The following is a 24,597-nucleotide window of genomic DNA, read 5'->3' on the forward strand; positions in this document are numbered from 1 at the left end:
CGGGCTAAGATGGGTGTGCCTTAGAGCGAGCGCAACATCCGCCGCGCGACCTCCACCATCCGGTCTTCCAAATCGCTGAATATTTCATTGCGATCGAAGCGCTCTGGGTGCTCGGCCAAAATAAGGCGCAGCTCGCGACCGAATTCGCGGCGCAGCTCGGTACCAATATTGTATTTGCAAATACCCGAAGAACGACCCAACTCAGCGCGTTGCTTGGGGTCGACACCGGAGCCACCGTGAATCACTAAGGGCACATCGGTTAGTGCCTCAATCTGGCGCAGCAAAACTTCATCGAGCCGGGTGACACTGTCCGTTTGCAGGTGCACATTGCCGATCGATACGGCCATCGCATCCACACCGGTGCGCTGGGCAAACAGCTGCGCCTCCTCTGCGTCGGTGCCCAAGGACGCCGCACCGGCGGCATAACCGACTTGACCGATCTCGCCCTCAACCCCGACTTTGAGGCCCTGGGCCAACTCAACCACGGCGCGTGTTTGGACAATATTGTCGAGTAGCGGCAGATGCGAGCCATCAAACATCAGACCGGTGAATCCGGCCGCCAGTGCGGCGCGACACTCATCGATGGAGCGTGAGTGATCCAGATGCACGACCACCGGCACGCTCACGCTATCGGCCACATGGCACATCATGGCACCCAAGATCGGCAGCGGCGTGTGCTTGCGACAACCCGGTCCGGCCTGCAAAATAAGCGGTCGCCGTTCGGCTTCCGCCGCCCGAGCATAGCCGCGCATATCTTCCCAGCCGAGGCACACCACGCCGGCCACGGCATAGTGGTTACGCGCGGCATCCTGCAGTACGTCGCGCAGATTGGCGATCATTTGAACGCAGACCACATCGACTTCATACCCGGAATGGTCTCTAACTGACCGGCATGCTCGGCCTGAAAATGCGGCGTTAAACCGCGCTTGGTTAAGCCACCGAGAATGGTGAAGTAATACATCTGATAGCCGGGCAAAACGCAGCAGGGGTGATAGCCCTTATCGATAATAAAGGTCGAGCCGTCGACCACGTGAAAGGCCGCGCCGGGCTCACCATCGGTCGCTTGCAACATTTGCAGAGCAGAACCGTTGTTCGGTTTAAAACGAAAATTATAGGTTTCATCGTGGTGCGTCTCGGCATCGCCGCGATCGTCGGAATGCTTGTGACTCGGGAAGCCGGACCAACCGCCCTCGCCCACAGTAAAGAGTTCTGACACCAACAAGAGGCCAACCCGACCCTGCTGTTTCATGCCGAGAATGTGTTTTATTTTACGATGGGTCTTGGTGTCATCCGAACCGTATTGAATCACATCGACATCATCGGCAAAGACCGCAAAGGGCTCCAAGACTTGATCAAACTTGGCACCGGCGATAAAGATTTCGGCCTGCTCGGAGTCACAGACAATTTCCGCGGCCATGGCGGTAGGCACGTAAATGCCTTCCGGCTCGGCGTCCCAGACATCTTCACTGCGCAGACCGATCTGACCGATCGCATTGCCCTCGACCGACACGCTGATGCGCCCAGTGGCCGGCACGATACAGGTTTCATAGCCGGCCACACTGTATTGAAAGACTTCACCGCGCTTGAGTTTCACTATATTAAAATAGTTCAGTGGCACGCGATCGTGGTCGACGTCAACGATCGGTTTGTTCTGATTATCAAAGGGTTTAATGTGCATCACAGATCTCCAATAGGATGTTGGTCGGCCGAGTGGGCCGCCTGAAATTCGTTGAGTTCGGCCAGGGTTGGCATCGCCGGGGCACAACCCACGCGGGCCACCACAATGGCGGCACAGGCACTGGCCTGGAGCAGCGCCGTCGCGAAGGGTTCGGCGCGTGACAGACTCGCCAACAACCCGCCTAAGAATGCGTCACCGGCGCCAATGGGTTTGAGCGCAGTAACCGAGTAGATGCCGGTCTCGATGGCCGGACCCTGCGGGGCAAAGGCCAGCGAACCCTGGGCTCCACGCTTATAGATGACCCACTTGTTGCGCAACGCCAGCGAGCGCGCATAGGCCTCGCCCTGGGCATAGCTGCCGGACATATGACCAAACTCATCGTCGTTGCCGACTAGCAGGTCAACGCACTCGACCGCCTGTTGATAAACCTCCAGCGCGGCACTGGCGCTCTGCCAAGAGTAAGGCCGATAATCCAGATCAAGCACAGTGAGCACACCGGCGGCCTTGGCACGCTTCAAGGCCAAGAGCGTGGCGGCCCGAGACGGCTCGAGCGTTAGACACGTACCGGTGACCACGACCGCACGGAAACGACTGAAATCGATCGCCTCGATGTGCGCAACGCTCATCTGAAAGTCAGCCGCCTGATTGCGATAAATAACGGTTTGCTGGTTTTCGATGCGCGATTCGGCCAAGGCCAGGCTGGTGCGGACGTCGCCGTCGAGTGTATGAAGGAGATCTGTCGCGATGCCATAATTCGCCAATTGCTGCACCACAAAGCGCCCGACCGCGTCATTGGAGACCGACGTGGCGAGCCAGGTCGGCTGTTCAAATCGGCTCAGCGCGGCGGCAATGTTGCCACTGGAACCACCCAGCTCGGCGCTAAAGTTGGTCGCCTCTTCAATACGAGTGCCGGGCGGATGTGGATAAAGATCCATTCCGGCCCGGCCCATAACCAAAAACGGTAGGTCTGACGACGCCAGAATGGATAACACTTAGACCCCCTTGCGCTGACGGGCGCGACCGGATTCAACTTCTTTATGCCCGGCGGTAACGCTGGCCGAATTGGAAATGGCTGGCGTGCCCACTTCCCACCAGGCGTGACCCTCGGTGGTCCAACCGTCATAGGGATCGACGTTCATCACGATGACATAGGTATTGGTCGAGGCTTTAGCGCGCAGAAAAGCCGCTTGCAACTGATCGACTGTGTCGACCCGCTCAGAGGTGGCACCCATACTCTGCGCATGGGCGGCAAAATCGACCCGATGCTGATTACTGGCGGTGGGCGTATCGGCAATGAGATTGTTATAGCTTTCATTACCCTTGCCCTTCTGCAGCTTATTGATCACCGCGAAGCCGCCATTATCCAGCACCATGATGATCAGTTTCTTCTCGGTCAGCACGGCGCTGTAAATATCCGAGTTCATCAACAGATAGGAGCCATCACCGGTCCACACAATGGTGTCACTGTCGGGCTGGGTTTCACTCTGGGCAATACGGGCGCCCCAACCACCGGCGATCTCATAACCCATGCAACTGAAACCGAATTCGATATCCACCGAGCTGGTTGCCAAGGTGCGCCAATTGGCCGCCAGTTCCGCCGGCAAGCCACCGGCGGCAGCCACGATACGGTCCTCAGGACTGCACATGCCATTGATCACGCCAATCACCTGGGCGTAACGGTTAGGACCCTGTTGACTGTCGGTGTTGCGCGCGCGGATCAACGCCCAGCTGGCATTTTCGTGCGCTGCCGTGGCCAGCCAAGCAGGGCTGCTGTGAAACGCACCCATTAGGGCGGACAGGGCCGGTAAACTCTCTTTCGCGCCGGCCACGACTGCCGTACCCCGATGCTTGAGCGCATCGAATCGTGCCGGGTTGATCTTGATTAACGCCGACTCTAGGGCAAACACGCTCCACGAACCGGTGGTAAAATCCTGCAGGCGCGTGCCAACGCAGAGCACCACGTCGGCCAGATTGGCTAAATTATTGGCCGACTCCGAACCGGTGACACCAATTGGGCCGCAGTTCAGCGGATGGTCCCAGAGCAAGTTGGCGCGCCCGGCGATGGTCTCGACCACCGGAATCTGATGCCGTTCGGCGAAGGCACGCAATTCCTCGATGGCATCACCATATTGCACGCCACCACCGGCGATAATAAGCGGCGTCTTGGCCTTAGCTAAGGCTTGTGCGGCCTGCTCCAGTTCGACCGGGTCGGGCATGATGGCGCGCACACGGTGCACCACCGGTTCAAAAAATGACACCGGATAATCGTAGGTCCAACCCTGCACGTCCTGCGGCAAGCCGATAAAGGCAGGGCCGCAATCGGCCGGATCCAACATGACCCCAAGCGCTTGCGGCAAAGACTGCAAAATTTGCGCGGGGTGGGTAATGCGGTCCCAATATCGGGTCACAGCCTTAAAGCTATCGGTGACCCCCAAGCTGGGGTTGTTGAAATGCTCGACCTGCTGCAGCACCGGATCGGGCAACCGGGTCAAGAAGTTATCACCACACAACATTAGCATGGGTAACCGATTGGCCATTGCCAAGGCGGATGAGGTTACTAAATTCGCGGTACCGGGACCGGCGGATGCGGTACAAAACATAAAGCGCTTGCGCCGATAAAACTTGGCATAGGCCGCCGCAGCAAAACCCATAGATTGCTCATGTTGACCGCGATAAAGCGGCAGCTTGTCATGCGCTTCATACATCGCCTCACCCAGGCAGGTAACATTGCCATGGCCAAAGATACCGAACCCGCCGCCACAGATACGCTGGCGTTCGCCATCAAGCTCGATCCATTGGTTCTCGAGGTACTTTATGATCGCTTGTGCTGTGGTTAAGCGTACCGTTTCAGACATTTTAAACTCCCACTATTGATTTTCTAAGGTCAACAAGATATAACATTTGCAACCGGTTGCAAACAGAGTATATATGAAAATAATAAATGTGGGGGTTATTGGTGGCGGATATATGGGTAAAGCCCATTCTGTCGCGGCGCGCAGCGTCAGTGCGGTCTTCGAACTCGACGCTGAGATCGTATTGGCGGGCATCGCGGCATCCTCGCCCGCCAGCGCACAACGCTATGCCAAAAAGTTTGACGCGAGAATAGCTTTCGATAGCCCAGAGGAGCTGATCAACTCCGATCTGATCGATGCGGTGATTATCGCCTCGCCGCAGGACACCCACCTAGACTATGTACGCGCTTGCGCTGCAGTCGGCAAGCCGGTGCTGTGCGAGAAACCCATGGGCCGCAATACCGCCGAGGCGGCCGAGATTGCCCTAGCGGCCAAGGATATAGTCAATCTGGTCGGCTACAATTACATCAACACGCCCGCCACGGCCCATGCGCGCCAGCTGATTGCCGATGGCGCGATCGGCGACATCACCTGGTTTCGCGGCGAGCACAATGAAGACTTTATGGCCCCAATTGGCTCCGGCGATGGCAATTGGCGCCTGCTCGGCGATGCCAATGGCACACTCGGCGATCTCGCACCCCATATGCTGCAGTGCGCCCTAACCCTATGTGGACCGATCAACGCACTGGTCGCCGATATCACCAGCCGACCCGAAGTACGCGATCAAGATCCGAGCACGCCGTGCAATGACGACCAGGTGCAACTGATGACCCGATTCGCCAACGGTGCCAACGGCCTGTTGTCGTTTTCGCGCGTCGCACATGGCTGCAAGATGCGCTACGCCTATGAGATCCATGGCACCCGCGGCAGCTTGCGCTTCGATCAAGAAGATCAGAACTCACTTTGGCTCTATCAACCCGAAGATGGACCGAACGCCGGTTTCAAACGCATTCTGGCCGGCCCGGATCACGGTGACTACGGCTATTTTTGTCAGGGCCCCGCGCACGGCACCGGCTTTCAAGACCAAATTATTATTGAACAAGCCAACTTCTTTAAGGCGATTCTGTCCAATACCGTCGCGTGGCCATCGTTCGATGACGGCGTTGCCGTGATGCGGGTCATGGATGGTATTAGAGCATCCCACAAGACCTCCGGCTGGATCAGCCTTGCAAACAATTAACCTAGGATACTAACTATAATGGCAATACGTATTGGTAACGCGCCCTGCTCTTGGGGTGTTGAATTTGCGGACGATCCCCGTAATCCACCCTGGCAACAGGTGTTACAAGATTGTGCGGCGGCCGGTTATCGCGGCATCGAGTTAGGCCCCGTGGGCTACCTACCCGAAGATCGGTCGCAACTCGACGACGCCTTACAAAAAGAAGACCTGACCTTAACGGCCGGTGTGGTGTTCCAACCCTTCCACGATCCCGATGGCTTCGCAGACGTTTTCAAGACTGCGGAACGAACCGCTAACGCTTTGGCCTCTCAGGGTGCTCAGCACCTGGTGCTGATCGACTCGATATCAGCGCGGCGCGCACCGACGGCTGGACGCCCATCTGAGGCCGAGCAACTGAGCAGCAGTGAATGGCAGGGCTTTGTCGAGCGCATCAAAACCGTTGCAAAGATGGCGCGGGACGGCTATGGCCTAACGGTCAGCATCCACAGTCATGCGGCAGGCTTTATGGACTTCCATGATGAACTTGAGCGCTTGATGCAGGAGGTCGACGCCGATCTGCTTAAGTTGTGCATCGATACTGGGCATCAAACCTACGCCGGATTCGACCCGATTAACTTTATGGAGCGCTATTACGATCGTTTGGCCTATGTCCATTGCAAGGACATCGATCCTAAGATCAAAGCCGATGTGATCCTTCAGCGCACCGACTTTTATAAAGCCTGTGGCGACGGTATCTTCTGCAACCTCGGCCAGGGTGAAGTGAAGTTCGATGCATTGCACAAATTACTTACCCAACGTGGTTATCAAGGTTGGATGACCGTCGAGCAGGATTGCGATCCGTTGCTCGAGGTGTCACCCCTGAGCGATGCCATAGCCAACCGCGAATTTTTAGCCAGTATGGGCTTTTAGGAGATACAGATGACAACAATAAACTGGGGCTTAATCGGCGGTGGCCGAGGCAGTCAGATTGGACCGGCGCATCGGCTTGCGGCGCGGCTCGATGGCCTCTATAACTTTACCGCCGGCGCACTAGACCATCGCGCCGAGGAGGGTCGAGCCTATGGCCAAGAGCTCGGGTTGGAGCCAAGCCGAAGCTATGGTGACTGGCGCGAAATGCTTGCCGGCGAGTCTGCACGGGCCGACCGGGTGGACCTGGTCACGGTTGCCACGCCGAACAATACCCACTTTGAGATCACTAAGGCCTTTTTGGAGGCCGGCTTTAACGTTTTATGCGAAAAGCCGCTCACCATGACGCCGAAAGAAGCCCAAAGCCTAATCGGGGTGGCCCGCGAGAGTGGCAAAATATGCGCCGTCAATTATGGCTACACCGGTTACGCCTTAGTGCGTCATATGCGTGCCATGGTCGCGCGCGGAGATATCGGCAAGGTGCGCATGGTCTTTACCGAGTTCGCCCACGGTCATCATGCCGATGCCGCCGATGCCGATAATCCGCGCGTGCGCTGGCGCTATGATCCGGAGATGGTCGGTGTCTCGGCGCAATTCGCCGACTGCGGCATTCATGCCTTGCACCTGGCCACCTTTGTCACCAATCAGCGCGTTGAACGCCTCTCGGCGGACTGCGTCAGCCTGATCCCGAGCCGAACCCTGGAGGATGATGCGATGGTTAATTTTCGCATGTCTGAAGGCACCGTCGGTCGTCTCTGGACCTCTTCCTGCGCGCTCGGTCGGCAACATGGCTTGGGCATTCAGGTGTTTGGTGAAACCGGCGGGTTGCGCTGGACCCAAGAGCAACCGAACCAGCTCTTTTACACCCCGCTGGGCGGCCGAACGCAGATCATCGAACGCGGTGAGGGCGGTTTATCACCTGAGGCCGATCGCTCCAGTCGAGTGACCATCGGTCATTCCGAAGGCATGCCCCTGGCCTTTGGCAATATCTACTCTGAACTGGCCACCGCAATTCATGCGCTTAAGGCTGGTCAAACTCCGGACTTGGGCTTGGTGCCCTTGGTCGAAGCCGGGGCAGACTCCATCAGTGCGATTGCCGCAGTGGCCCGCTCTGGCAACAATAATGGTCAGTGGGTCGAGCTCTAGCGAGGCCGATCAGGCAGCCCTGCTCGCCGGATGGCTAGCGGGGTTGTTTAGCAGCTTAGGGATCATTAGGTTTAGAGCTTGGCCGCAGTTTAGCTGAGAGCCTTGGGCAAGGTATCGCGCTCGATGATTTGGCACGGCAACAGCTTAGCGCTGGGCTGATAGGCCTCTTTCGATTGCAGCTGGGCTTGCAAACACTCTACCGTTACCTCAACAATCTGGGCCAGTGGCTGGGCCACCGTGGTTAGGCGAATATTGTCCCACGCCGCCATCTCAACATTATTAAAACCAATAATGCCCACCGCTTCGGGTACTTGGATACCGCCACGGCGCAACGCGCTCATAGCACCGATAGAGACCACATCATCACCGCAAAAATAGCCCTGCGCTAGTTCACCGGCCATTAACCCCTGCATCGCCTCAAAGCCGCCTTCGAAACTATAGGTTTGCGAATAACCAATTTGAAACTGGACCCCCGCATGTTCTTCAACAACATCCATAAAGCCCGCCAAACGATCGCGTGTCGAGGTTGAGCTCTCAGGCCCGCCTAGGAAGCCAACACTCTGGTAACCACAAGCCAGTAGACGGCGCGCTGCGATTCGTCCGGCTTCCCGGTTATCGATGCCAACCACATCAAAGTCACCATCATTGTCGCGGCCGAAGGCATGCACCACCGGCAAGCCCGCTTCGGCAAAGGCGCTGGCAAAGCTGATCGGCAGGGTTGAGGTCGCCACCACCACAGCATCAACCTGATATTGCATCAATAGATCCAGACTGCGCAGCGGCTCGACTTCATCGGTGAGGTTAATTAACAGGGTGCGCAACCCGCGCGCTTGCAGCAGGCGGGTAAAGATATCGAACCACTCAAGGTAGACGGGATTGTGAAAGTTGTTGGCCACCAGACCGACCAGACCGGTCTGGCCGGTGGTCAGACTGCGCGCTAATATATTAGGTCGGTAGCCCAGTTCCTTAGCCGCCTCGCGCACCCGCAACAAGGTACTCGGCGCGACGGACGCCCCGACGGTAAAGCTGCGCGAAACAGCACTGCGGCTAACGCCGGCAAGCTTAGCAACCTCTGCTAGCGTGACACGATTCTTCGTTGTTCGAGACACTCAGTATCCAGTTAGGGTAATGTTCGATTAGCATCTCAACGGGTGTCGAAAGCCTTTTGCCATACTACCACGATAGGCTGCGTGAAGAGTCCGAGAAGCCGTCGATTAAACGTTCGACGTGGCAGACGGATGGGAATTACTCCAATGAGCCATAAACTAGCGACCAGGACTCGCCCAGCGGGGAAAAGAACAGCTAAACAGCCCATCGCCTTAAACAGGGATGAGCCGGTTGTCGCTAGACCAGAATCTCAGAAAGGAGCACTGCACGCCCTTCTTCGACAGACTTCAGAGCAGCATCTGCCAAGGCCATTGCCATCAGACCATCATGCCCGGTCGTGGGCGGTGCAATACCGTCCTCAACCGCCGCAACGAAGGCCCGAATCTCGGCTTCGTACGCCGGCATATAACGCTCCATAAAGAAGTTCAACAGGGGCCGGCGCTGAAAGCCGTCGGCATTGGCGATCGTGACTCGATTCTCATGATGGTTCTCCGCTGACACCAAGCCCTTAGAGCCGAGCACTTCAATCCGCTGATCATAGCCATAGGTTGCCCGACGACTGTTCGAAATCACTGCTTGACGCCCAGATGCAGTGGTCAGCAAGATATTGGCGCTGTCGTAATCGCCCGCCTTACCGATCTCGTCATCGACCAGAACCGATGCTGCAGCCTGGACTGTGGTTACCTCTTCGCCCAGCAACCAACGCGCCACGTCGAAGTCATGGATGGTCATATCGCGGAAGATACCGCCGGAACGCTTGATATAATCGACCGGAGGCGCGCCAGGGTCGCGACTGGTAATGGATACCATCTCGACCTTGCCGATCGCACCGTCATCGATCGCCGTTTTAACCCCGATAAAATCCGGGTCGAAGCGGCGATTAAAACCGACCATCAAAGTACCCTTGGTCTCATTGACGACTTTTAAGCATTCCTTGACGCGCTGCAAACTGAGATCGACAGGCTTCTCACAAAACACCGCCTTGCCGGCGCGACAGAACTGTTCGATCAGGTCAGCGTGGGTGTCCGTCGGGGTGCAGATAATCACACCGTCGACATCATTCGCCGCGGCGATATCATCAATGGTCCGAATATCACAGCCATATTGATCTGCCATTGCCTGCGCAGCGGCGGCAAAGGGCTCCGCGATGGCGACCAGGGTGGCGCCTGCTGTTGCAGCGATGGCAGCAGCATGCGCCTTACCAATGCGCCCTGCACCCAAAATACCAATGCGAATTGTCATGATTTTGCTCCGTTAGGCCCGGCCTAAACATATAATTGTTGAGTAAGATTAAAAATACGTCCGTTAACCGGCAGATGCTTAGGCATCCACCTCGTACGCAGGGTCGGTTTTTGCGCCAGTAATATAGGCGACAACATCCTCACCCGAGGTATCTTCTTTGCGCAGGTTAGCGACAATGCGGCCACGTCGGAACACCACGATGCGGTCGACTAGATCAAAGACTTGGCGCATATTATGCGAGATTAGGATCAATGGCTCACCGGCCTCCTTGAGCGTCCGGACAATATTTTCCACCTGCGCCGTCTCCTGCACACCCAGGGCGGCCGTCGGCTCGTCCATGATGGTCAGTTTTGAATGGAAGGTCGCGGTACGCGCAATCGCGACACATTGACGCTGGCCGCCCGACATATTACTGATCGGGTTATCGACGTTAGGAATCTTTACGCCGGTACGCTCGAGTGATTTAAGCGTCTCGCTGCGCATTGCCTTAAAATCCAAAATCGAAAAGGGTCCACATTTAAACAGGAACTTTTCACGACCCAAAAATAAATTATCCGGCACGTTCAGCGCGTCGGCTAAGGCTAGGTTCTGGAACACCGTTTCAATGCCAGCTTCTCGTGCTTCGAGCGGGCCGGCGAAATCAACCGCCTGGCCATCAAAATAAACCTTGCCAGAACTGCGTTGCTCGACGCCAGTAATCTGCCGTACAAAGGTCGATTTACCGGCACCGTTATCGCCCATAATGGCGACGTGCTCACCTTGCCGGATCTCGAAGTCCGCACCCACCAGGGCCTGAACGCCACCGTAGTGTTTCGTGAGGCCTTCGGTTTTTAGAATTATATCGTTCATCTCGAAATCCTCTATTAATTACGCGCTGCTTGTTGCCGCGCTCGCCATTGATCGAGCAGCACGGCTGCGACAATAATGGCTCCCTTCGCCATCTCCTGATAGAAAGCATCAAGCTTCATAAAGGTAAATCCAGAAATAATAACACCGAAAATCAACGCACCGATGCAAGTACCCAGTACCGAACCACGACCACCGGCGAGCGAAGTGCCGCCGATAACCGCCATCGCGATCGCATCCAGTTCGTACATCACGCCCATGCCAGATTGGCCAGTCAACGCCTTGGAACTGAGCACAATGGCCGCCAGGGCCGAGAGGAAACCGGCGATCGCATAGATTAGAACTTTGAGTCGATCGACATCGATGCCCGACATCCGCGCCGCCTGTTCATTCGAACCGATGGCGTAGGTATGCTTACCGTAGCGGGTATATTTGAGTAACAGGTGCATGACCAGGGCGGCACCTAAAAAGATAAACACCGGGGTCATACCTGCGCCAATCGCGGCGTAATCTTCCTGCAGATACGAAATAGGCTTACCTTTCGTGGTCCAGTTGGCCACACCCCGGGCAAACAGCATCATGCCTAGGGTGACAATAAAGGGCGGTATCTTACCGTACGCAATCAACAGACCATTGATCACCCCCGCGAGCAAACCTGCGGCCAGTGCCGCAACGATCGCAACAATAACGGGCAGATCAAGGAAGGCTATGCCCAAGACAGGGGCGGTATTCTCCATTCCATATTGGTTAATGGAGCTCTGAGCAAACATCGTTCCGACCATTGCGGCAGCGCCAACAATTGAGCCCGAACTGAGGTCGATACCACCGGCGATGATCACCTGGGTCACACCCAAGGCAATGATGCCAATAATAGCAACTTGTAAAATAATGATTCGCAGACGCGCTTCGTTAAATAAGGTATCGATGCCGTCACGAGTATTAAAAAGGAAACTATCACCAACAAAGAGTCGACCCAGCACCTCAAACAGTAAAACAATTACTACGAATGCTACAAAGACATTTAGTTCGGGTGGACGATGACGTTTCTTAGGGTCGTACTTAAGACCACCAAGACCATGTGCTAAACCAGCCATGACACTATCTCCTGGGGGGTTATGGGGATTATGGGGAAGTATGTTTTTAAAAAAATAGGGGCTCAAGAAAGAGCCCCAGTATAACAATCTTACTTAGTTACGGTTCGCGTACTCATCAACATTTGACGGTAGGACGAGCTCGAATGGCACGTATACTTCACGGTCAACTTTCTCGCCGTTGAGCAGCTTGATGGCCGCGTTTATAGCGCCTTCGCCCTGAGCAGCAGCGTTCTGGAAGACAGTCACATCCAGATCTCCGCCTTTCATTGCAGCGATTGCATCATCAGTTGCGTCAACACCACCGATCACGACTGTATCCATATCGATACCAGCAGATTTCAATGCTTGAACAACACCCATCGCCATTTCGTCATTGTTCGCGATAACGAAGTCGAACGGCTCGCCAGTAGACAACCAGTTAGTCATGATGTCTTGTGCTTTAGTACGCTGCCATTGACCAGTCGTCTTCGGTGCGACCAAGGTCATGAAGTTACACATATCCAAGCCCATTACCTGTTCGGCATCCGCGGTACGCTGAATAGCCGCTTCAGAGGTCAACTGACCCATCAGCAGGTAGCCGCGAGCGCCGCCCGCTTTGCCTTCGGCACGCAGTTGGTTACACATTGCGAATGTTTGCAACGTACCAGACTCGATCTCATTTGAAGCAACATAGGCCGCCATAGAACCCAACTGCTGGATCGGTATTGGCTTACGGTTAACGTAGATAGCTGGGATGCCGGCATCGGCCAATGCTTTAGTCATTGGTTGGGCCGCTGAAGAATCGACCGACTGGATGATGACCGCATCAACGCCGTTGGCGATAAAGTTATTGACCTGGTCTATCTGACGACCTTGGTCGTTGTTTGCATCGACTTGAATCATTTCATGACCCAATGATTCCGCATAGGCTTCTGCACCGTTGCGCAAAATGGTCGAGAACTTGTCATCAAACAGGTAAGCCGCGTAACCGAAGGTTAACGTGTCAGCTGCGTGAGCTTGGGCAAACAAAGCAGAGGCGAGACTAGCCGCCAGTAATGTTTTTTTCATCTTTATCTCCGGCAGGTGTCTGGTCCACCCGTTTAATTTTTTTTATTGTCCAGAACCCCAGGTGGGGCAACCTCTCTATCCAAACACTTATTTAGAGCTTTTGCAACCGGTTGCAAGCAGAAACTACCAGCTTCGCCCTAACCCTGCGGCCTGTACGAATTGTACTGATCTTCCTCAGCTTGCAAACCCTGCGTTGCAGCTACCGAAACACTCTAGCAACAATAATTTCAAATCACAATAATTTAGAATAAATATTCTAAATTATTTTTAATAGGCCTCATTTTGGTGCGCACTGCCATCGCCAGCGGCCCAATCAAAGAGGCCCCTTGCAGGACAAGAAAAGCCGGTCGAACAAGGCGTCCTGACCAATGGGTTATGCCTTGGCGCGATTCGGATCGGTCAGACCTATGGCCAACGCCTGAGCCACGCAGAGCGAAGCCGACAAGGACCGAATGCCATGAATCGACGCTTCTTGCACCGCCAGGACCGCAGTCGCCTGTGCCGCAAGTGGGCTTAAGTGGCTGTCGGTGATCAGTACCACGGGTATGCCGCGGGCAAAGGCATCGCGGGCAACGTTCTGCGTTTCTTGGCCATAGGGATGAAAACTGATCGCGATGAGAACATCATTTGCGCCCATTGAGCTGGCTTGCTCCTGCGTCAAGCCACCCACACCATCAATTAAAAACGCGCGCCGTTCCGCGTGACGCAGCGCATAGCCAAAATAAGAGGCGACAACAAAGGCCCGGCGCACGCCCATCACATAGATGGTCTGAGCGTCATTGAGCAGCTGCTCGGCCTTTTCAAGCTGAGCCAGGTCGACATCTGTCACCAGTTGGTCCAAGGCTGAGGAATTTGCTGCGGAAAACTGACGCAACAGGCTGATCGGGTTGGCATCAGCCTGGTCACCCTCGGACTCTCGGGCGATGCGCATTCTGTCGTTATAGCTAGGCGCCTCGGCGCGCAACTGCTCTTTGAATAGATTTTGCATTTCTGAAAAACCACTGTAGCCAAAAGAGCTCGCAAAGCGCACGAGAGTGGACGGGTGCACCCCGGCATCACGCGCAATCACCACGACGGTGCCGAACGCAATTTCGTTGGGGTGATCGAGCAGGTACTGGGCGACCTGGAACAGGCGTTTACTCAAGTTTGTCTGGTTTGCCGTGATTTGCGCTTTAAGTTCAGCAAGCGTCTTAGCAGGCGGGTTTGTCATTATCGGTGCGCTCTCTTAGTATTTGGTTTCGATTAAATCCACTGACCCAAACATCATCTTAAATAAATCTGCCGAAAAATGGTCTGGCTTGAGGCATACTCGGCGCAGCCTATTGTCTCGGCTACCATCGATATTCAAGCTCGCATTAAGGTTTTAAGATGATCAGAGATCAAGATTTAGAGTTCTTTCGCCCGGTCTGGCGGCGCTATGCTGTCACCACAGTCTGTCTGCTTTGGGCCCTGTTCGAATGGCTGATTGCAGGCAGTCCATTTTGGGGCATGCTCACCGGTGCCATGGCAATCTATTGCTATTACCGCCTATTCTACACCTTCGAGCTGCCCGAAGAGCCTGAACAATAGCGTTATTGAGGCGACTACGGATTGGCTTTGTCGCCCCGCCATCGACTGTAGCGCGCCTCTTACGGCGCCCTAACGTGAGGCCTTCAACTTATCGGCTTCGATAATCCAGGCGTGATCCGGATCGTTGTGGAAAATCCACTCTCGCGCTGGCCCGGCCATCACATTGAGATAGTAAGAGGTATAGCCGTGTGGTGCGCCAACGGGATGGTAGCCCTCCGGTACCATAACCACGCCGTGATTCTCAATCGCCATGGTCTCGTCAATCGAGCGATTGTCGGTATAGACGCGCTGGAAAACAAAGCCCTGATCCGGATCGATACGGTGGTAATAGGTCTCCTCAAGCTTGGTCTCCGTTGGCGCCAGATCCCGATCGTGCTTATGCGGCGGGTAGCTCGACCAGTTGCCATCGGGTGTGATGACTTCACAGACGAGTAGTTTTTCAGCCGCCATATTACCGAACAAAATATTGCATACGTGACGTTGATTGGTGCCGATGCCGCGTGTTTCAAATCGAGTATGAGCCGGGGTGATCAGCCGGGCTGGGTACTGTCCCATGGCCGGCGCTGAACATACAGCAAGTTCCAAATCGGTTTCCGCAGTTACCTCGTAGGCATCCGACGGCGGCACATAAACCGCGTATGGCGCTTTTTGTTCGAATAGGCTGGTGCGTTCACCGATATGCGACCAAGACTCTTTTAGCGTCTTAACGCTCGCCTTGCCAGTGAGAATAACCAGACAGACCTCATTGTTGAGGGAGTCGGCCTTGAGTGATCGCCCCGCCTTAAGCTTATAAACCTCGAAACCAACGTATTCCCAACCCGCTGACTCTGGCGTGATATGTTGAATTCGGCCATTTTGATCGGGCTCTGATACAGGTGACAGTAAACGAGACATAGTTTCCCTCAATTGGTTGGTTTGCTCTGGCACGTGACGGACCCACAAACGATTCAGCGTGCGCGCTGATGTCGATCGATACTAAAGGCTCTTTGTTCAGGACTAAAGCTCTTTTTAGAATTTTTATTCTATTTTATGGTCTTTTTCGAATGAAATTGATCATTTAGTGTTCATCGGTCGCCCTAAGGTACTGATATTGTTTGCGAAAGTTACATTGTGAAATGTAGTTTCCAGATATTTGACTAAATAGAAAAAAAATTCTATTCTGTCGTATCTAAAAAATTTTATCGCCAAAATTTTCTGCGCTCTGCCCCCACAGATACCTATAAAAGCAGAGAACTAGACATACAGAGGACTAAAAAAAATGAGCGACCTAAAAAAGACTGTCGGTGCGCGTAATCTCGATATTATCTGTGTCGGCCGCGCCGCGGTAGATCTGTATGGCCAACAGATCGGCGCTCGCTTAGAAGACATGGGCAGCTTTGCGAAATACCTCGGTGGCTCATCGGGCAACATTGCCTACGGCACCGCCCGCCTGGGTTTGCGCTCGGCCATGCTGACCCGCGTCGGTGACGAGCATATGGGTCGTTTTGTGCGCGAGGAGTTTGACGCTGCCGGCGTCGACACCAGCCATGTCATCACCGATAGCGAACGCCTAACCGGCCTGGTAATTCTGGGCATAAAAGATCGCGACACCTTCCCGCTCATTTTCTATCGTAACGACTGCGCCGATATGGCCTTAAGCAAAGACGATTTTACGCCAACCTTTATCGCCTCGAGTCGCTCACTGTTGATTACCGGTACCCACCTGTCTAAGCCTTCGACATTTCAGGCCTGTATGACCGCCATCGACTATGCCAAGGACGCCGGCACCAAGGTCGTGCTCGATATAGATTACCGCCCTGTACTGTGGGGGCTGACTGGCATGGGCGAGGGCGAGAACCGCTTTGTCTCCGATGCCAATGTCAGCAAGCACCTGCAAAGCGTCTTGCCTTATCTCGACCTGATCGTGGGAACCGAGGAAGAGGTGCATATAGCCGGCGGCACGACCGATACCATCGCGGCACTGAAAACCATTCGCCGACTCACCAATGCCACCATTGTCCTCAAGTTAGGCGCCCTGGGCTGTACCGTGCTCGACGGCGACATTCCGCCATCTGAGGCGGATTTCGATGTCTTCACAGGCGTTCGGGTCGATGTATTAAATGTGCTTGGGGCCGGCGATGCCTTTATCAGCGGCTTCTTACGCGGCTGGCTAAACGGCGAAGATCACCAAACCTGTTGCCAGTATGCCAATGCCTGCGGGGCGTTGGTGGTATCTCGTCATGGCTGTGCGCCGGCCATTCCGTCCGCCGAAGAGCTTGATTATTATATCGAACATGCCGCGGATATTGCTCGACCCGACACGGACCGCGAGCTCAACTATTTGCATCGAGTGACCACCCGGCGCAAAGCGAAGTGGCATGAAATATTCGGCCTGGCCTATGACCACCGAATTCAACTCTTTAATATGGCTCGAGAAACCGGCACCGATGAGCAGCGCATCAACCTACTTAAGCAGCTCTTGGTCAAGGCCACCCAGCACGGTGCCGACGCGGCCCAGCTCGATGGCAATATCGGAGTGCTGATCGATGATACCTATGGGCAAGAGGCGCTCAATGATCTCACCGGACGAGGCTGGTGGATCGGTCGGCCGGTCGAGTTGCCGACCTCTAACCCCATTGAATTGGAAGGCGGACGGTCGATCGGCAGCCGATTGCGCGAGTGGCCGCTGGAGCATGTGGTCAAGTGCTTAATCTTCTACCATCCCGACCAGCCGCAAGAGCAGCGCAATCTGCAAGAGCGTCAGGCCAAGGAACTCTACGAAGCCTGTTGCGTCTCTGGTCACGAGTTACTGCTCGAACTGATCCCGCCTCGAGAGCTGGCACAGGATGAAGACACCTTGGTGCGGTCGCTGCAACGATTCTACAATCTGGGCATTCGACCCGACTGGTGGAAGCTGCCGGCACCCTCTGCGGCCACTTGGGCTAAGTTGACTCAATTGATTCAGGCCCGAGCGCCGCATTGCCGCGGTATTCTGTTGTTAGGCCTGGATGCCCCTATTGAAGAGCTCAAGCGCGACTTTGCCAACTCCGCCGGGTTTGATATCTGCAAAGGCTTTACCGTCGGGCGGACCCTTTGGGCCAAGGAGAGCTATCGCTGGTTGGCGAATGAGATTAGTGACGAACAATTTATCGAACAGGTCGGCAATAACTACTTCGATCTGATTCAACACTGGCGGAATCGCGGTTAGGTTGGCCCAGCCACAGAGCCGCCGATTTAAACTAAAACCACACACATTTTATCAGCCAGCTTGCGGTCCAAACCCGGCTGGCGCTGAGGAGTAATGACATGACGGTACGCATCGGTATTAACCCGCTGACCTGGACCAACGACGATCTTCCCGCCTTAGGTGCGGATACATCGCTGGAAACCTGCCTTTCCGAGGGCAAGCTGGCCGGTTACAGCGGCTTCGAACTGGGTCAGAAATTTCCTCGCCAAGCTGAGATTCTCAGCCCTATTCTCGACGCCCATGGCCTGGTACTGGTCTCGGGCTGGTACAGCAGCCTACTGCTGGAGCGCAGCGTTGAGGATGAGATCGCCGCGCTACAGGATCATCTGAACTTACTCAAGCAACTGGGCTCGACCGTAATGGTCTATTGCGAGGTCAGCCGCTGCATCCATGGCGATCTGGACACCCCGGTCAGCAAGCGTCCGAAGATGACCGAGGCTGAATGGCCGGAGTTTCTTACGCGGATCAACAAGGTCGGCGAATACCTACAAAGCCAAGGCGTGGCCTTGGCTTACCACCACCATATGGGCACGGTAATTGAGACCGAGGACGATATCGATCGCCTGATGGCCGGTACCTCCGAGGCCGTCGGTCTGTTACTCGACTCTGGCCACCTAACCTTTGCCGGCGGGGATGTTGTTGCGGTCGCAACCCGACATGCGCAGCGTATCAAGCACGTGCACTGCAAGGATGTTCGTAAGGCAGTGTTAGCGGACAGTAAAAACCGTAATTTGAGCTTCTTAAATTCGGTTTTGAATGGCACCTTTACTGTGCCCGGCGACGGCTTTATTGACTATCCGGCTGTTTTTGCGGTGCTCAAGTCGCATAACTACAGCGGTTGGCTAGTCGTTGAGGCCGAACAGGATCCTGCTGTGGCGCATCCCCTGACCTATGCCAAGCTGGGCCATGCCAACCTGAGCCGACTCTGTGCCGACGCCGGTATTGACGTCGACGCTTAGGGTTGAATCGTAAGGGTGCCCATTATCGCTGGGTACCCGACCTGCCCTGGCTCTCCGCCAGGGTCGCTGCAAGCATGGCACACCCTAGCTCTTCAACTATTGGCTTCGGACGCCGGTAACTCACTGCTGGTTTCAACACTGATGTGCTTGAGAAACTCAATCGCCGTCGCGATGCGCGGTATCCGCTCAGTCGTCGGGTGGTACACCAGATAGAACTCTCGTTCCACCTCCACCTCCGGCAGTAAGCGAATCAGCTCGTCATTGGCATTGAGCAAAAACCGATGCAACATCCCGATACCGGTACCGGCACGGACGGCCTCGACCTGGCCAATCGGCGAGTAGATGGATATTTGCGATTGCCATGCCGACCAGGCCGATTTAGGGGTGTTAAGCCTATCCGAGAAGAGTAGATCTTCGACATAGCCAACCAAGCGATGGTCGGCGAGTGCCTCAATGGAGTCAGGATAGCCGCGCCTGGCCAGGTAGTCGGGCGAGGCAAACAGGCCCAAGTTATAGGTTGCTAAGGGTGTGTAGCGCAATTTTGCTTCCGTCGGTTTGCCCACCATGATGGCTATATCGGCTTCTCGACGAGAAAGCGAAAAACCCCGCAATTGCGGCACAATCTCAACCCGTAACTCAGGGTTAGCATCCAATAAGCCATTCAGCTGGGGTGCTAACACCTTCAGCGCAAAGCCCTCCGGTGCGGCAATGCGCACTGTGCCACTGACCGAGGTCGGGTCGGAGCCGAAGATCTCACCCGCGGCCTCGATTTCGGCTTCGGCTCGCTCTAAATACACCAACAGGCGCTGTCCCTCGTCGGTGAGCGTCAGTCCCTTACTGTGACGGGTAAAGAGGGCAGTACCGGTGCGGGACTGCAGATGGGATAGATGACGGGACAAGGTAATGGACGCAATACCTAGGGTATCGGCCGCACGCCCCATGGTGCCGGAGCGGGCAACGGCTAAGAAATAGCGCGCGTCTTCCCAATTGAAACGATTCCGACTCATTGGCTGCCTCAGATCCTATGTGATACATCAAAAATGATGCATCATACAGGAATTATTTTACATTGTTATATCACTTTTGATGGCATTTAATAGGACCCAACCAAACAACGGAGAAGAACCATGTCGGTCATAGGTAACTTTATCGGCGGCGAACGCGTCGCATCCACGTCGGGCCGCACTGGACCGGTTTACAATCCAGCCACCGGTGCGCAAATAGCCACCGTCGCCCTGTCCAGCGCAGACGAGACCCGTGCAGCTATTGCCAATGCAGAAGCCGCTTTCAAAATCTGGAGCAAGGTAACGCCACTCAACCGCGCACGCGTCATGTTCAAATACAAAGAACTGATCGAAAAGCATGCCGATGAGATTGCCACCCTGATTTCACAAGAGCACGGCAAGGTCTTCTCCGACGCCAAGGGTGAACTGACCCGCGGCCTGGAAGTGGTTGAATTCGCCTGTGGCATCCCGCACTTACAAAAGGGTGAGCACAGTCTGAATGTTGGCCGTGGTGTTGACAGCTACAGCCAGATGATGCCGATGGGTGTCTGTGCGGGCATCAGCCCCTTTAACTTCCCGGCCATGGTGCCGATGTGGATGTTTCCGGTCGCGATCGCCTGTGGCAACACCTTTATTATGAAACCGTCTGAAAAAGATCCGTCAACGCCACTGCGTTTGGCTGAATTGCTCAAAGAGGCCGGTCTACCCGATGGTGTCTTCAATATTGTCAACGGCGACAAAGAAGCCGTAGACGTCCTGTTAACAGATGAGCGGATTCAGGCGGTCAGTTTTGTCGGCTCGACACCTATTGCTGAATACATCTATTCAACAGCCAGTGCCCACGGCAAGCGTGTTCAGGCATTGGGTGGTGCAAAGAACCATATGATCGTTATGCCCGATGCGGAACCATCGCAGGTGGTCAACTCGCTGATGGGTGCGGCATATGGATCGGCTGGCGAACGCTGCATGGCGATCTCGGTAGCCGTCTGTGTTGGTGATGAAGTGGCCGACCACCTGATCAAAGACCTCAGCGAGAATATCGCCACCATGACAGTTGGTGCGGGCATCAGCGACGGTCCAGAGGCACATATGGGCCCGCTCATTACCCGTGAACATGCCGATAAGGTGCTCGGTTTCATTGACTCGGGCGTCGCTGAAGGTGCAACCCTGGTTGTCGATGGTCGCAACTTTGTCGTTTCTGGCCATGAAAATGGCTATTTTGTCGGACCGACCCTGTTCGACAACGTCAAGGCCGGTATGCGTATTTATCAGGAGGAGGTCTTTGGACCGGTTCTCTGTGTGGTTCGAGTGAATAGCTATGAAGAAGCCTTAAACCTGATCAACGCTCACGAATATGGCAATGGTACGGCAATCTTCACACGCGACGGCGACACCGCACGTAACTTCGTTGAGAACGTCCAGGTAGGCATGGTCGGGGTTAACGTCCCAATCCCCGTGCCAATGGCGTTCCACAGCTTTGGTGGCTGGAAGCGCTCACTGTTCGGCCCGTTGCATATGCATGGCCCAGATGGTGTGCGTTTCTATACCCGCATGAAGACCATTACCGCGCGTTGGCCGACCGGCCTGAGCGCGGGTCCGGAATTCACCATGCCCACGATGAAGTAAAATTTAGTCCGATGAAAAAGGCAATGCGCAAGCGCATTGCCTTTTTTTTGCCTATCGAACGGCTAAACCCCTAGCAATTAATTCCTCCCGAAGGCGCTCAATGCGCGCTCTGTTGACACCAAAGTCAAATAGGCCAAACAGGGATTGAGAGCGCACCGCCAAACTGTTCGAATCATCAGTGACCAAGAGCTCGACAAAATCCGGAAAGCGAAACAAGGCACTGTGCCAGGTCACCCTAAGGTAACCAAAGCGCGCTTGCGTTAAAGAAGCGCCGGGCTGAGCCAAAACAGTCTGTTGAATGGCTTGCCAACTTTCGCGGCGCAACGGTGCGACCAGTTTTACCGGGGCGACTTGATAGAGCGGGATAATAGACTCGCTTGATACACAGTTTAAAAAAGGTGGGCATCGATCCAATTGAAAATCGATCCCAGTCTGGGGAATGGACCGTGTTGACACACAGCCAACCAACATAACGCTAAGGGCGAGTAACAGATAACGCATCTTAATAAGGACCTCTGTAATGAGTTGGGCAGGCTAATGCTGAGCATACCTCAGAGCCATGATTATTTACGAGCAGGCATAAAAAAACCCGCAGCCGTTAGACTGCGGGTTTTTCGTTTTTAGGAGCTTGACGATGACCTACTCTCACAGGGGGCGGTGCGACGCCTCGCGTGATGCGGCAACCCGAGCCCACTAAAAAGTGGGTCTACCCATGTGAGAGTCCCACGCATAGCAAAAACCCCGACCGTTTCCGATCGGGGTTTTCTTTTTAGGAGCTTGACGATGACCTACTCTCACATGGGGAGACCCCACACTACCATCGGCGATACGTCGTTTCACTTCTGAGTTCGGTATGGGATCAGGTGGTTCCAACGCTCTATGTTCGTCAAGCAAACTGGTTGTCATAGCTCGCGTCTGTCATACGACAGCGCACGCTCTACGCAATTGGGTACTAAAAAAGCTCTCAACTTCCGGATACTGCTCAACTCATCTTGGTCGTTCTTTTCTTTCAGCGTATCTCTGAACTACCAACAGCTCAAACCACTTCGGCGTTATATGGCCAAGCCGCACGGGCAATTAGTACAGGTTAGCTCAACGCCTCACAACGCTTACACACCCTGCCTATCAACCAGTTAGTCTTACTGGGCCCTTCAGGAGGCTTAAAGCCTCGGGGAAAACTTATCTTGAAGGGGGCTTCCCGCTTAGATGCTTTCAGCGGTTATCCCGTCCGAACTTAGCTACCGGGCAATGCCATTGGCATGACAACCCGAACACCAGAGGTTCGTCCACTCCGGTCCTCTCGTACTAGGAGCAGCTCTTCTCAATTTTCCAACGTCCACGGCAGATAGGGACCGAACTGTCTCACGACGTTCTAAACCCAGCTCGCGTACCACTTTAAATGGCGAACAGCCATACCCTTGGGACCGGCTTCAGCCCCAGGATGTGATGAGCCGACATCGAGGTGCCAAACACCGCCGTCGATGTGAACTCTTGGGCGGTATCAGCCTGTTATCCCCGGAGTACCTTTTATCCGTTGAGCGATGGCCCTTCCATACAGAACCACCGGATCACTATGACCTACTTTCGTACCTGCTCGACCTGTCCGTCTCGCAGTCAAGCGCGCTTATGCCATTATACTAACCGCATGATTTCCGACCATGCTTAGCGCACCTTCGTACTCCTCCGTTACTCTTTAGGAGGAGACCGCCCCAGTCAAACTACCCACCACACACGGTCCGTAACCTCGTTTCGAGGCCGACGTTAGAACCTCAATGTTATCAGGGTGGTATTTCAAGGTTGGCTCCACTGCAACTAGCGTCACAGCTTCAAAGCCTCCCACCTATCCTACACAAATAACATCAAAGTCCAGTGTGAAGCTATAGTAAAGGTTCACGGGGTCTTTCCGTCTAGCCGCGGATACACGGCATCTTAACCGCGATTTCAATTTCACTGAGTCTCGGGTGGAGACAGCGCCCCCATCGTTACACCATTCGTGCAGGTCGGAACTTACCCGACAAGGAATTTCGCTACCTTAGGACCGTTATAGTTACGGCCGCCGTTTACCGGGGCTTCGATCAAGAGCTTCGCTTACGCTAACCCCATCAATTAACCTTCCGGCACCGGGCAGGTGTCACACCCTATACGTCCACTTTCGTGTTTGCAGAGTGCTGTGTTTTAAGTAAACAGTCGCAGGGGCCTGGTATCTTCGGCCCAAGTCAGCTCAGAGAGCAAGTCTCATCACCAGCCTGGGCGTGCCTTCTCCCGAAGTTACGGCACCATTTTGCCTAGTTCCTTCACCCGAGTTCTCTCAAGCGCCTTGGTATTCTCTACCTGATCACCTGTGTCGGTTTGGAGTACGGTTCCAATACAGCTGGAGCTTAGAGGCTTTTCCTGGAAGCATGGCATCAGTGACTTCGGATCCCGTGGGATCACCGTCATTACGCCTCAGCCTTAGTGAGTGTCCGGATTTTCCTAAACACTCAGCCTACACGCTTAAACCGGGACTACCAACGCCCGGATCACCTAGCCTTCTCCGTCCCCCCTTCGCACTGTATTGAAGTACAGGAATATTAACCTGTTTCCCATCGACTACGCTCTTCAGCCTCGCCTTAGGGGCCGACTCACCCTGCTCCGATTAACGTTGAACAGGAAACCTTGATCTTTCGGCGTGCGAGTTTTTCACTCGCATTATCGTTACTCATGTCAGCATTCGCACTTGTGATACCTCCAGCAAGCTTCTCAACTCACCTTCAACGGCTTACACAACGCTCCTCTACCACTCATGTATAAATACACAAGTCCGTAGCTTCGGTGTTTGGTTTGAGCCCCGTTATATCTTCCGCGCAGGCCGACTCGACTAGTGAGCTATTACGCTTTCTTTAAAGGGTGGCTGCTTCTAAGCCAACCTCCTAGCTGTCTGAGCCTTCCCACATCGTTTCCCACTTAACCAAAACTTTGGGACCTTAGCTGACGGTCTGGGTTGTTTCCCTTTTCACGACGGACGTTAGCACCCGCCGTGTGTCTCCCGGATAGTACTCACTGGTATTCGGAGTTTGCATGGGGTTGGTAAGTCGGGATGACCCCCTAGCCCAAACAGTGCTCTACCCCCAGTGGT

Annotated in this window: 20 protein-coding genes and 2 rRNA genes (1 of these 22 only partly in view); 7 read left to right on the forward strand and 15 right to left on the reverse strand. The window is 54.7% G+C overall.

Annotated elements, in window-relative coordinates:
* Positions 1–20: 20 nt before the first annotated feature.
* From REIFOR_RS16290 to iolD, 4 genes are read right to left on the reverse strand one after another with little or no spacing between them, the layout of a single operon-like run.
* On the reverse strand, positions 21–839 hold the full coding sequence (locus REIFOR_RS16290) for a class II fructose-bisphosphate aldolase (RefSeq protein ID WP_100258564.1): 819 nt from the start codon (positions 837–839) through the stop codon (positions 21–23).
* Positions 836–1,678: a 5-deoxy-glucuronate isomerase gene (locus REIFOR_RS16295; RefSeq protein WP_100258565.1), complete on the reverse strand. Its 843-nt coding sequence runs from the start codon at positions 1,676–1,678 to the stop codon at positions 836–838. Before REIFOR_RS16295 ends, REIFOR_RS16290 begins: the two co-directional genes overlap by 4 nt.
* Positions 1,678–2,670 carry a 5-dehydro-2-deoxygluconokinase gene (gene iolC, locus REIFOR_RS16300; protein ID WP_227003711.1) on the reverse strand — a complete coding sequence of 331 codons (993 nt, stop codon included), beginning with the start codon at positions 2,668–2,670 and terminating at the stop codon, positions 1,678–1,680. The genes REIFOR_RS16295 and iolC overlap by 1 nt, the downstream gene beginning before the upstream one ends.
* Positions 2,671–4,533, reverse strand: a complete 1,863-nt coding sequence (gene iolD / locus REIFOR_RS16305) for a 3D-(3,5/4)-trihydroxycyclohexane-1,2-dione acylhydrolase (decyclizing) (protein WP_100258566.1) — start codon at positions 4,531–4,533, stop codon at positions 2,671–2,673.
* 73 nt (positions 4,534–4,606) lie between these two features.
* On the opposite strand from iolD, the gene REIFOR_RS16310 reads away from it, so the two are divergent.
* The 3 genes from REIFOR_RS16310 to REIFOR_RS16320 are packed head-to-tail and all read left to right on the forward strand — an operon-like array spanning position 4,607 to position 7,762.
* The gene (locus REIFOR_RS16310; protein ID WP_100258567.1) at positions 4,607–5,710 is read left to right on the forward strand and encodes a Gfo/Idh/MocA family protein; all 1,104 of its coding nucleotides are present in this window, start codon (positions 4,607–4,609) and stop codon (positions 5,708–5,710) included.
* A gap of 18 nt (positions 5,711–5,728) precedes the next feature.
* Positions 5,729–6,619: a TIM barrel protein gene (locus REIFOR_RS16315; protein WP_100258568.1), complete on the forward strand. Its 891-nt coding sequence runs from the start codon at positions 5,729–5,731 to the stop codon at positions 6,617–6,619.
* Positions 6,620–6,628: 9 nt separating this feature from the next.
* On the forward strand, positions 6,629–7,762 hold the full coding sequence (locus REIFOR_RS16320; RefSeq protein ID WP_100258569.1) for a Gfo/Idh/MocA family protein: 1,134 nt from the start codon (positions 6,629–6,631) through the stop codon (positions 7,760–7,762).
* A gap of 89 nt (positions 7,763–7,851) precedes the next feature.
* Here the strand turns inward: REIFOR_RS16320 and REIFOR_RS16325 are convergent, their stop codons facing one another.
* The 6 genes from REIFOR_RS16325 to REIFOR_RS16350 form a co-directional block, all read right to left on the reverse strand.
* Positions 7,852–8,871: a LacI family DNA-binding transcriptional regulator gene (locus REIFOR_RS16325; RefSeq protein ID WP_100258570.1), complete on the reverse strand. Its 1,020-nt coding sequence runs from the start codon at positions 8,869–8,871 to the stop codon at positions 7,852–7,854.
* Between the two features lie 235 nt (positions 8,872–9,106).
* Positions 9,107–10,111, reverse strand: a complete 1,005-nt coding sequence (gene iolG / locus REIFOR_RS16330; protein ID WP_100258571.1) for an inositol 2-dehydrogenase — start codon at positions 10,109–10,111, stop codon at positions 9,107–9,109.
* 78 nt (positions 10,112–10,189) lie between these two features.
* Complete coding sequence (locus tag REIFOR_RS16335; RefSeq protein ID WP_100258572.1) at positions 10,190–10,960, reverse strand: ATP-binding cassette domain-containing protein; 771 nt, start codon at positions 10,958–10,960, stop codon at positions 10,190–10,192.
* Positions 10,961–10,974: 14 nt separating this feature from the next.
* Positions 10,975–12,051 (reverse strand): ABC transporter permease, encoded by a 1,077-nt coding sequence (locus REIFOR_RS16340; RefSeq protein ID WP_100258573.1) that lies wholly within the window; start codon positions 12,049–12,051, stop codon positions 10,975–10,977.
* A gap of 93 nt (positions 12,052–12,144) precedes the next feature.
* A complete protein-coding gene (locus tag REIFOR_RS16345) occupies positions 12,145–13,098 on the reverse strand; it encodes a substrate-binding domain-containing protein (protein ID WP_100258574.1) in 954 nt (317 codons plus the stop codon).
* A gap of 373 nt (positions 13,099–13,471) precedes the next feature.
* On the reverse strand, positions 13,472–14,308 hold the full coding sequence (locus REIFOR_RS16350; RefSeq protein ID WP_100258575.1) for a MurR/RpiR family transcriptional regulator: 837 nt from the start codon (positions 14,306–14,308) through the stop codon (positions 13,472–13,474).
* Positions 14,309–14,466: 158 nt separating this feature from the next.
* Here REIFOR_RS16350 and REIFOR_RS16355 point away from each other — a divergent pair, with 158 nt between their 5' ends.
* Positions 14,467–14,667 carry a hypothetical protein gene (locus tag REIFOR_RS16355; protein ID WP_227003712.1) on the forward strand — a complete coding sequence of 67 codons (201 nt, stop codon included), beginning with the start codon at positions 14,467–14,469 and terminating at the stop codon, positions 14,665–14,667.
* A 69-nt stretch (positions 14,668–14,736) separates the two neighbouring features.
* Here the strand turns inward: REIFOR_RS16355 and iolB are convergent, their stop codons facing one another.
* Entirely contained in the window at positions 14,737–15,561 is an 825-nt protein-coding gene (iolB, locus tag REIFOR_RS16360) for a 5-deoxy-glucuronate isomerase (RefSeq protein WP_100258576.1), read from the reverse strand.
* A 364-nt stretch (positions 15,562–15,925) separates the two neighbouring features.
* Here iolB and REIFOR_RS16365 point away from each other — a divergent pair, with 364 nt between their 5' ends.
* Positions 15,926–17,854, forward strand: coding sequence for a bifunctional 5-dehydro-2-deoxygluconokinase/5-dehydro-2-deoxyphosphogluconate aldolase (locus tag REIFOR_RS16365; RefSeq protein WP_100258577.1), 1,929 nt, complete (start codon positions 15,926–15,928; stop codon positions 17,852–17,854).
* Positions 17,855–17,952: 98 nt separating this feature from the next.
* Positions 17,953–18,852: a myo-inosose-2 dehydratase gene (iolE, locus tag REIFOR_RS16370; RefSeq protein ID WP_100258578.1), complete on the forward strand. Its 900-nt coding sequence runs from the start codon at positions 17,953–17,955 to the stop codon at positions 18,850–18,852.
* A 92-nt stretch (positions 18,853–18,944) separates the two neighbouring features.
* Here the strand turns inward: iolE and REIFOR_RS16375 are convergent, their stop codons facing one another.
* On the reverse strand, positions 18,945–19,859 hold the full coding sequence (locus REIFOR_RS16375) for a LysR family transcriptional regulator (protein ID WP_100258579.1): 915 nt from the start codon (positions 19,857–19,859) through the stop codon (positions 18,945–18,947).
* A gap of 120 nt (positions 19,860–19,979) precedes the next feature.
* Here REIFOR_RS16375 and REIFOR_RS16380 point away from each other — a divergent pair, with 120 nt between their 5' ends.
* On the forward strand, positions 19,980–21,482 hold the full coding sequence (locus REIFOR_RS16380) for a CoA-acylating methylmalonate-semialdehyde dehydrogenase (RefSeq protein WP_100258580.1): 1,503 nt from the start codon (positions 19,980–19,982) through the stop codon (positions 21,480–21,482).
* A gap of 51 nt (positions 21,483–21,533) precedes the next feature.
* Here the strand turns inward: REIFOR_RS16380 and REIFOR_RS16385 are convergent, their stop codons facing one another.
* The 3 genes from REIFOR_RS16385 to REIFOR_RS16395 all read right to left on the reverse strand — a co-directional run.
* Positions 21,534–21,983, reverse strand: a complete 450-nt coding sequence (locus tag REIFOR_RS16385) for a DUF1499 domain-containing protein (protein ID WP_100258581.1) — start codon at positions 21,981–21,983, stop codon at positions 21,534–21,536.
* 274 nt (positions 21,984–22,257) lie between these two features.
* A 5S ribosomal RNA gene (gene rrf / locus REIFOR_RS16390) occupies positions 22,258–22,373 on the reverse strand.
* Between the two features lie 165 nt (positions 22,374–22,538).
* Positions 22,539–24,597, reverse strand: a 23S ribosomal RNA gene (locus REIFOR_RS16395); it runs 943 nt beyond the window's last position.

Source organism: Reinekea forsetii (assembly GCF_002795845.1).
GTDB classification, from domain to species: domain Bacteria; phylum Pseudomonadota; class Gammaproteobacteria; order Pseudomonadales; family Natronospirillaceae; genus Reinekea; species Reinekea forsetii.

Bases quoted from the DNA above. Each gene is read 5' to 3' on its own strand.
- REIFOR_RS16290 (WP_100258564.1), bottom strand. From the start codon at position 839: ATGATCGCCAATCTGCGCGACGTACTGCAGGATGCCGCGCGTAACCAC.
- REIFOR_RS16295 (WP_100258565.1), bottom strand. From the start codon at position 1,678: ATGCACATTAAACCCTTTGATAATCAGAACAAACCGATCGTTGACGTC.
- iolD (WP_100258566.1), bottom strand. From the start codon at position 4,533: ATGTCTGAAACGGTACGCTTAACCACAGCACAAGCGATCATAAAGTAC.
- REIFOR_RS16310 (WP_100258567.1), top strand. From the start codon at position 4,607: ATGAAAATAATAAATGTGGGGGTTATTGGTGGCGGATATATGGGTAAA.
- REIFOR_RS16315 (WP_100258568.1), top strand. From the start codon at position 5,729: ATGGCAATACGTATTGGTAACGCGCCCTGCTCTTGGGGTGTTGAATTT.
- REIFOR_RS16320 (WP_100258569.1), top strand. From the start codon at position 6,629: ATGACAACAATAAACTGGGGCTTAATCGGCGGTGGCCGAGGCAGTCAG.
- iolG (WP_100258571.1), bottom strand. From the start codon at position 10,111: ATGACAATTCGCATTGGTATTTTGGGTGCAGGGCGCATTGGTAAGGCG.
- REIFOR_RS16335 (WP_100258572.1), bottom strand. From the start codon at position 10,960: ATGAACGATATAATTCTAAAAACCGAAGGCCTCACGAAACACTACGGT.
- REIFOR_RS16340 (WP_100258573.1), bottom strand. From the start codon at position 12,051: ATGGCTGGTTTAGCACATGGTCTTGGTGGTCTTAAGTACGACCCTAAG.
- REIFOR_RS16345 (WP_100258574.1), bottom strand. From the start codon at position 13,098: ATGAAAAAAACATTACTGGCGGCTAGTCTCGCCTCTGCTTTGTTTGCC.
- REIFOR_RS16350 (WP_100258575.1), bottom strand. From the start codon at position 14,308: ATGACAAACCCGCCTGCTAAGACGCTTGCTGAACTTAAAGCGCAAATC.
- REIFOR_RS16355 (WP_227003712.1), top strand. From the start codon at position 14,467: ATGATCAGAGATCAAGATTTAGAGTTCTTTCGCCCGGTCTGGCGGCGC.
- iolB (WP_100258576.1), bottom strand. From the start codon at position 15,561: ATGTCTCGTTTACTGTCACCTGTATCAGAGCCCGATCAAAATGGCCGA.
- REIFOR_RS16365 (WP_100258577.1), top strand. From the start codon at position 15,926: ATGAGCGACCTAAAAAAGACTGTCGGTGCGCGTAATCTCGATATTATC.
- iolE (WP_100258578.1), top strand. From the start codon at position 17,953: ATGACGGTACGCATCGGTATTAACCCGCTGACCTGGACCAACGACGAT.
- REIFOR_RS16375 (WP_100258579.1), bottom strand. From the start codon at position 19,859: ATGAGTCGGAATCGTTTCAATTGGGAAGACGCGCGCTATTTCTTAGCC.
- REIFOR_RS16380 (WP_100258580.1), top strand. From the start codon at position 19,980: ATGTCGGTCATAGGTAACTTTATCGGCGGCGAACGCGTCGCATCCACG.
- REIFOR_RS16385 (WP_100258581.1), bottom strand. From the start codon at position 21,983: ATGCGTTATCTGTTACTCGCCCTTAGCGTTATGTTGGTTGGCTGTGTG.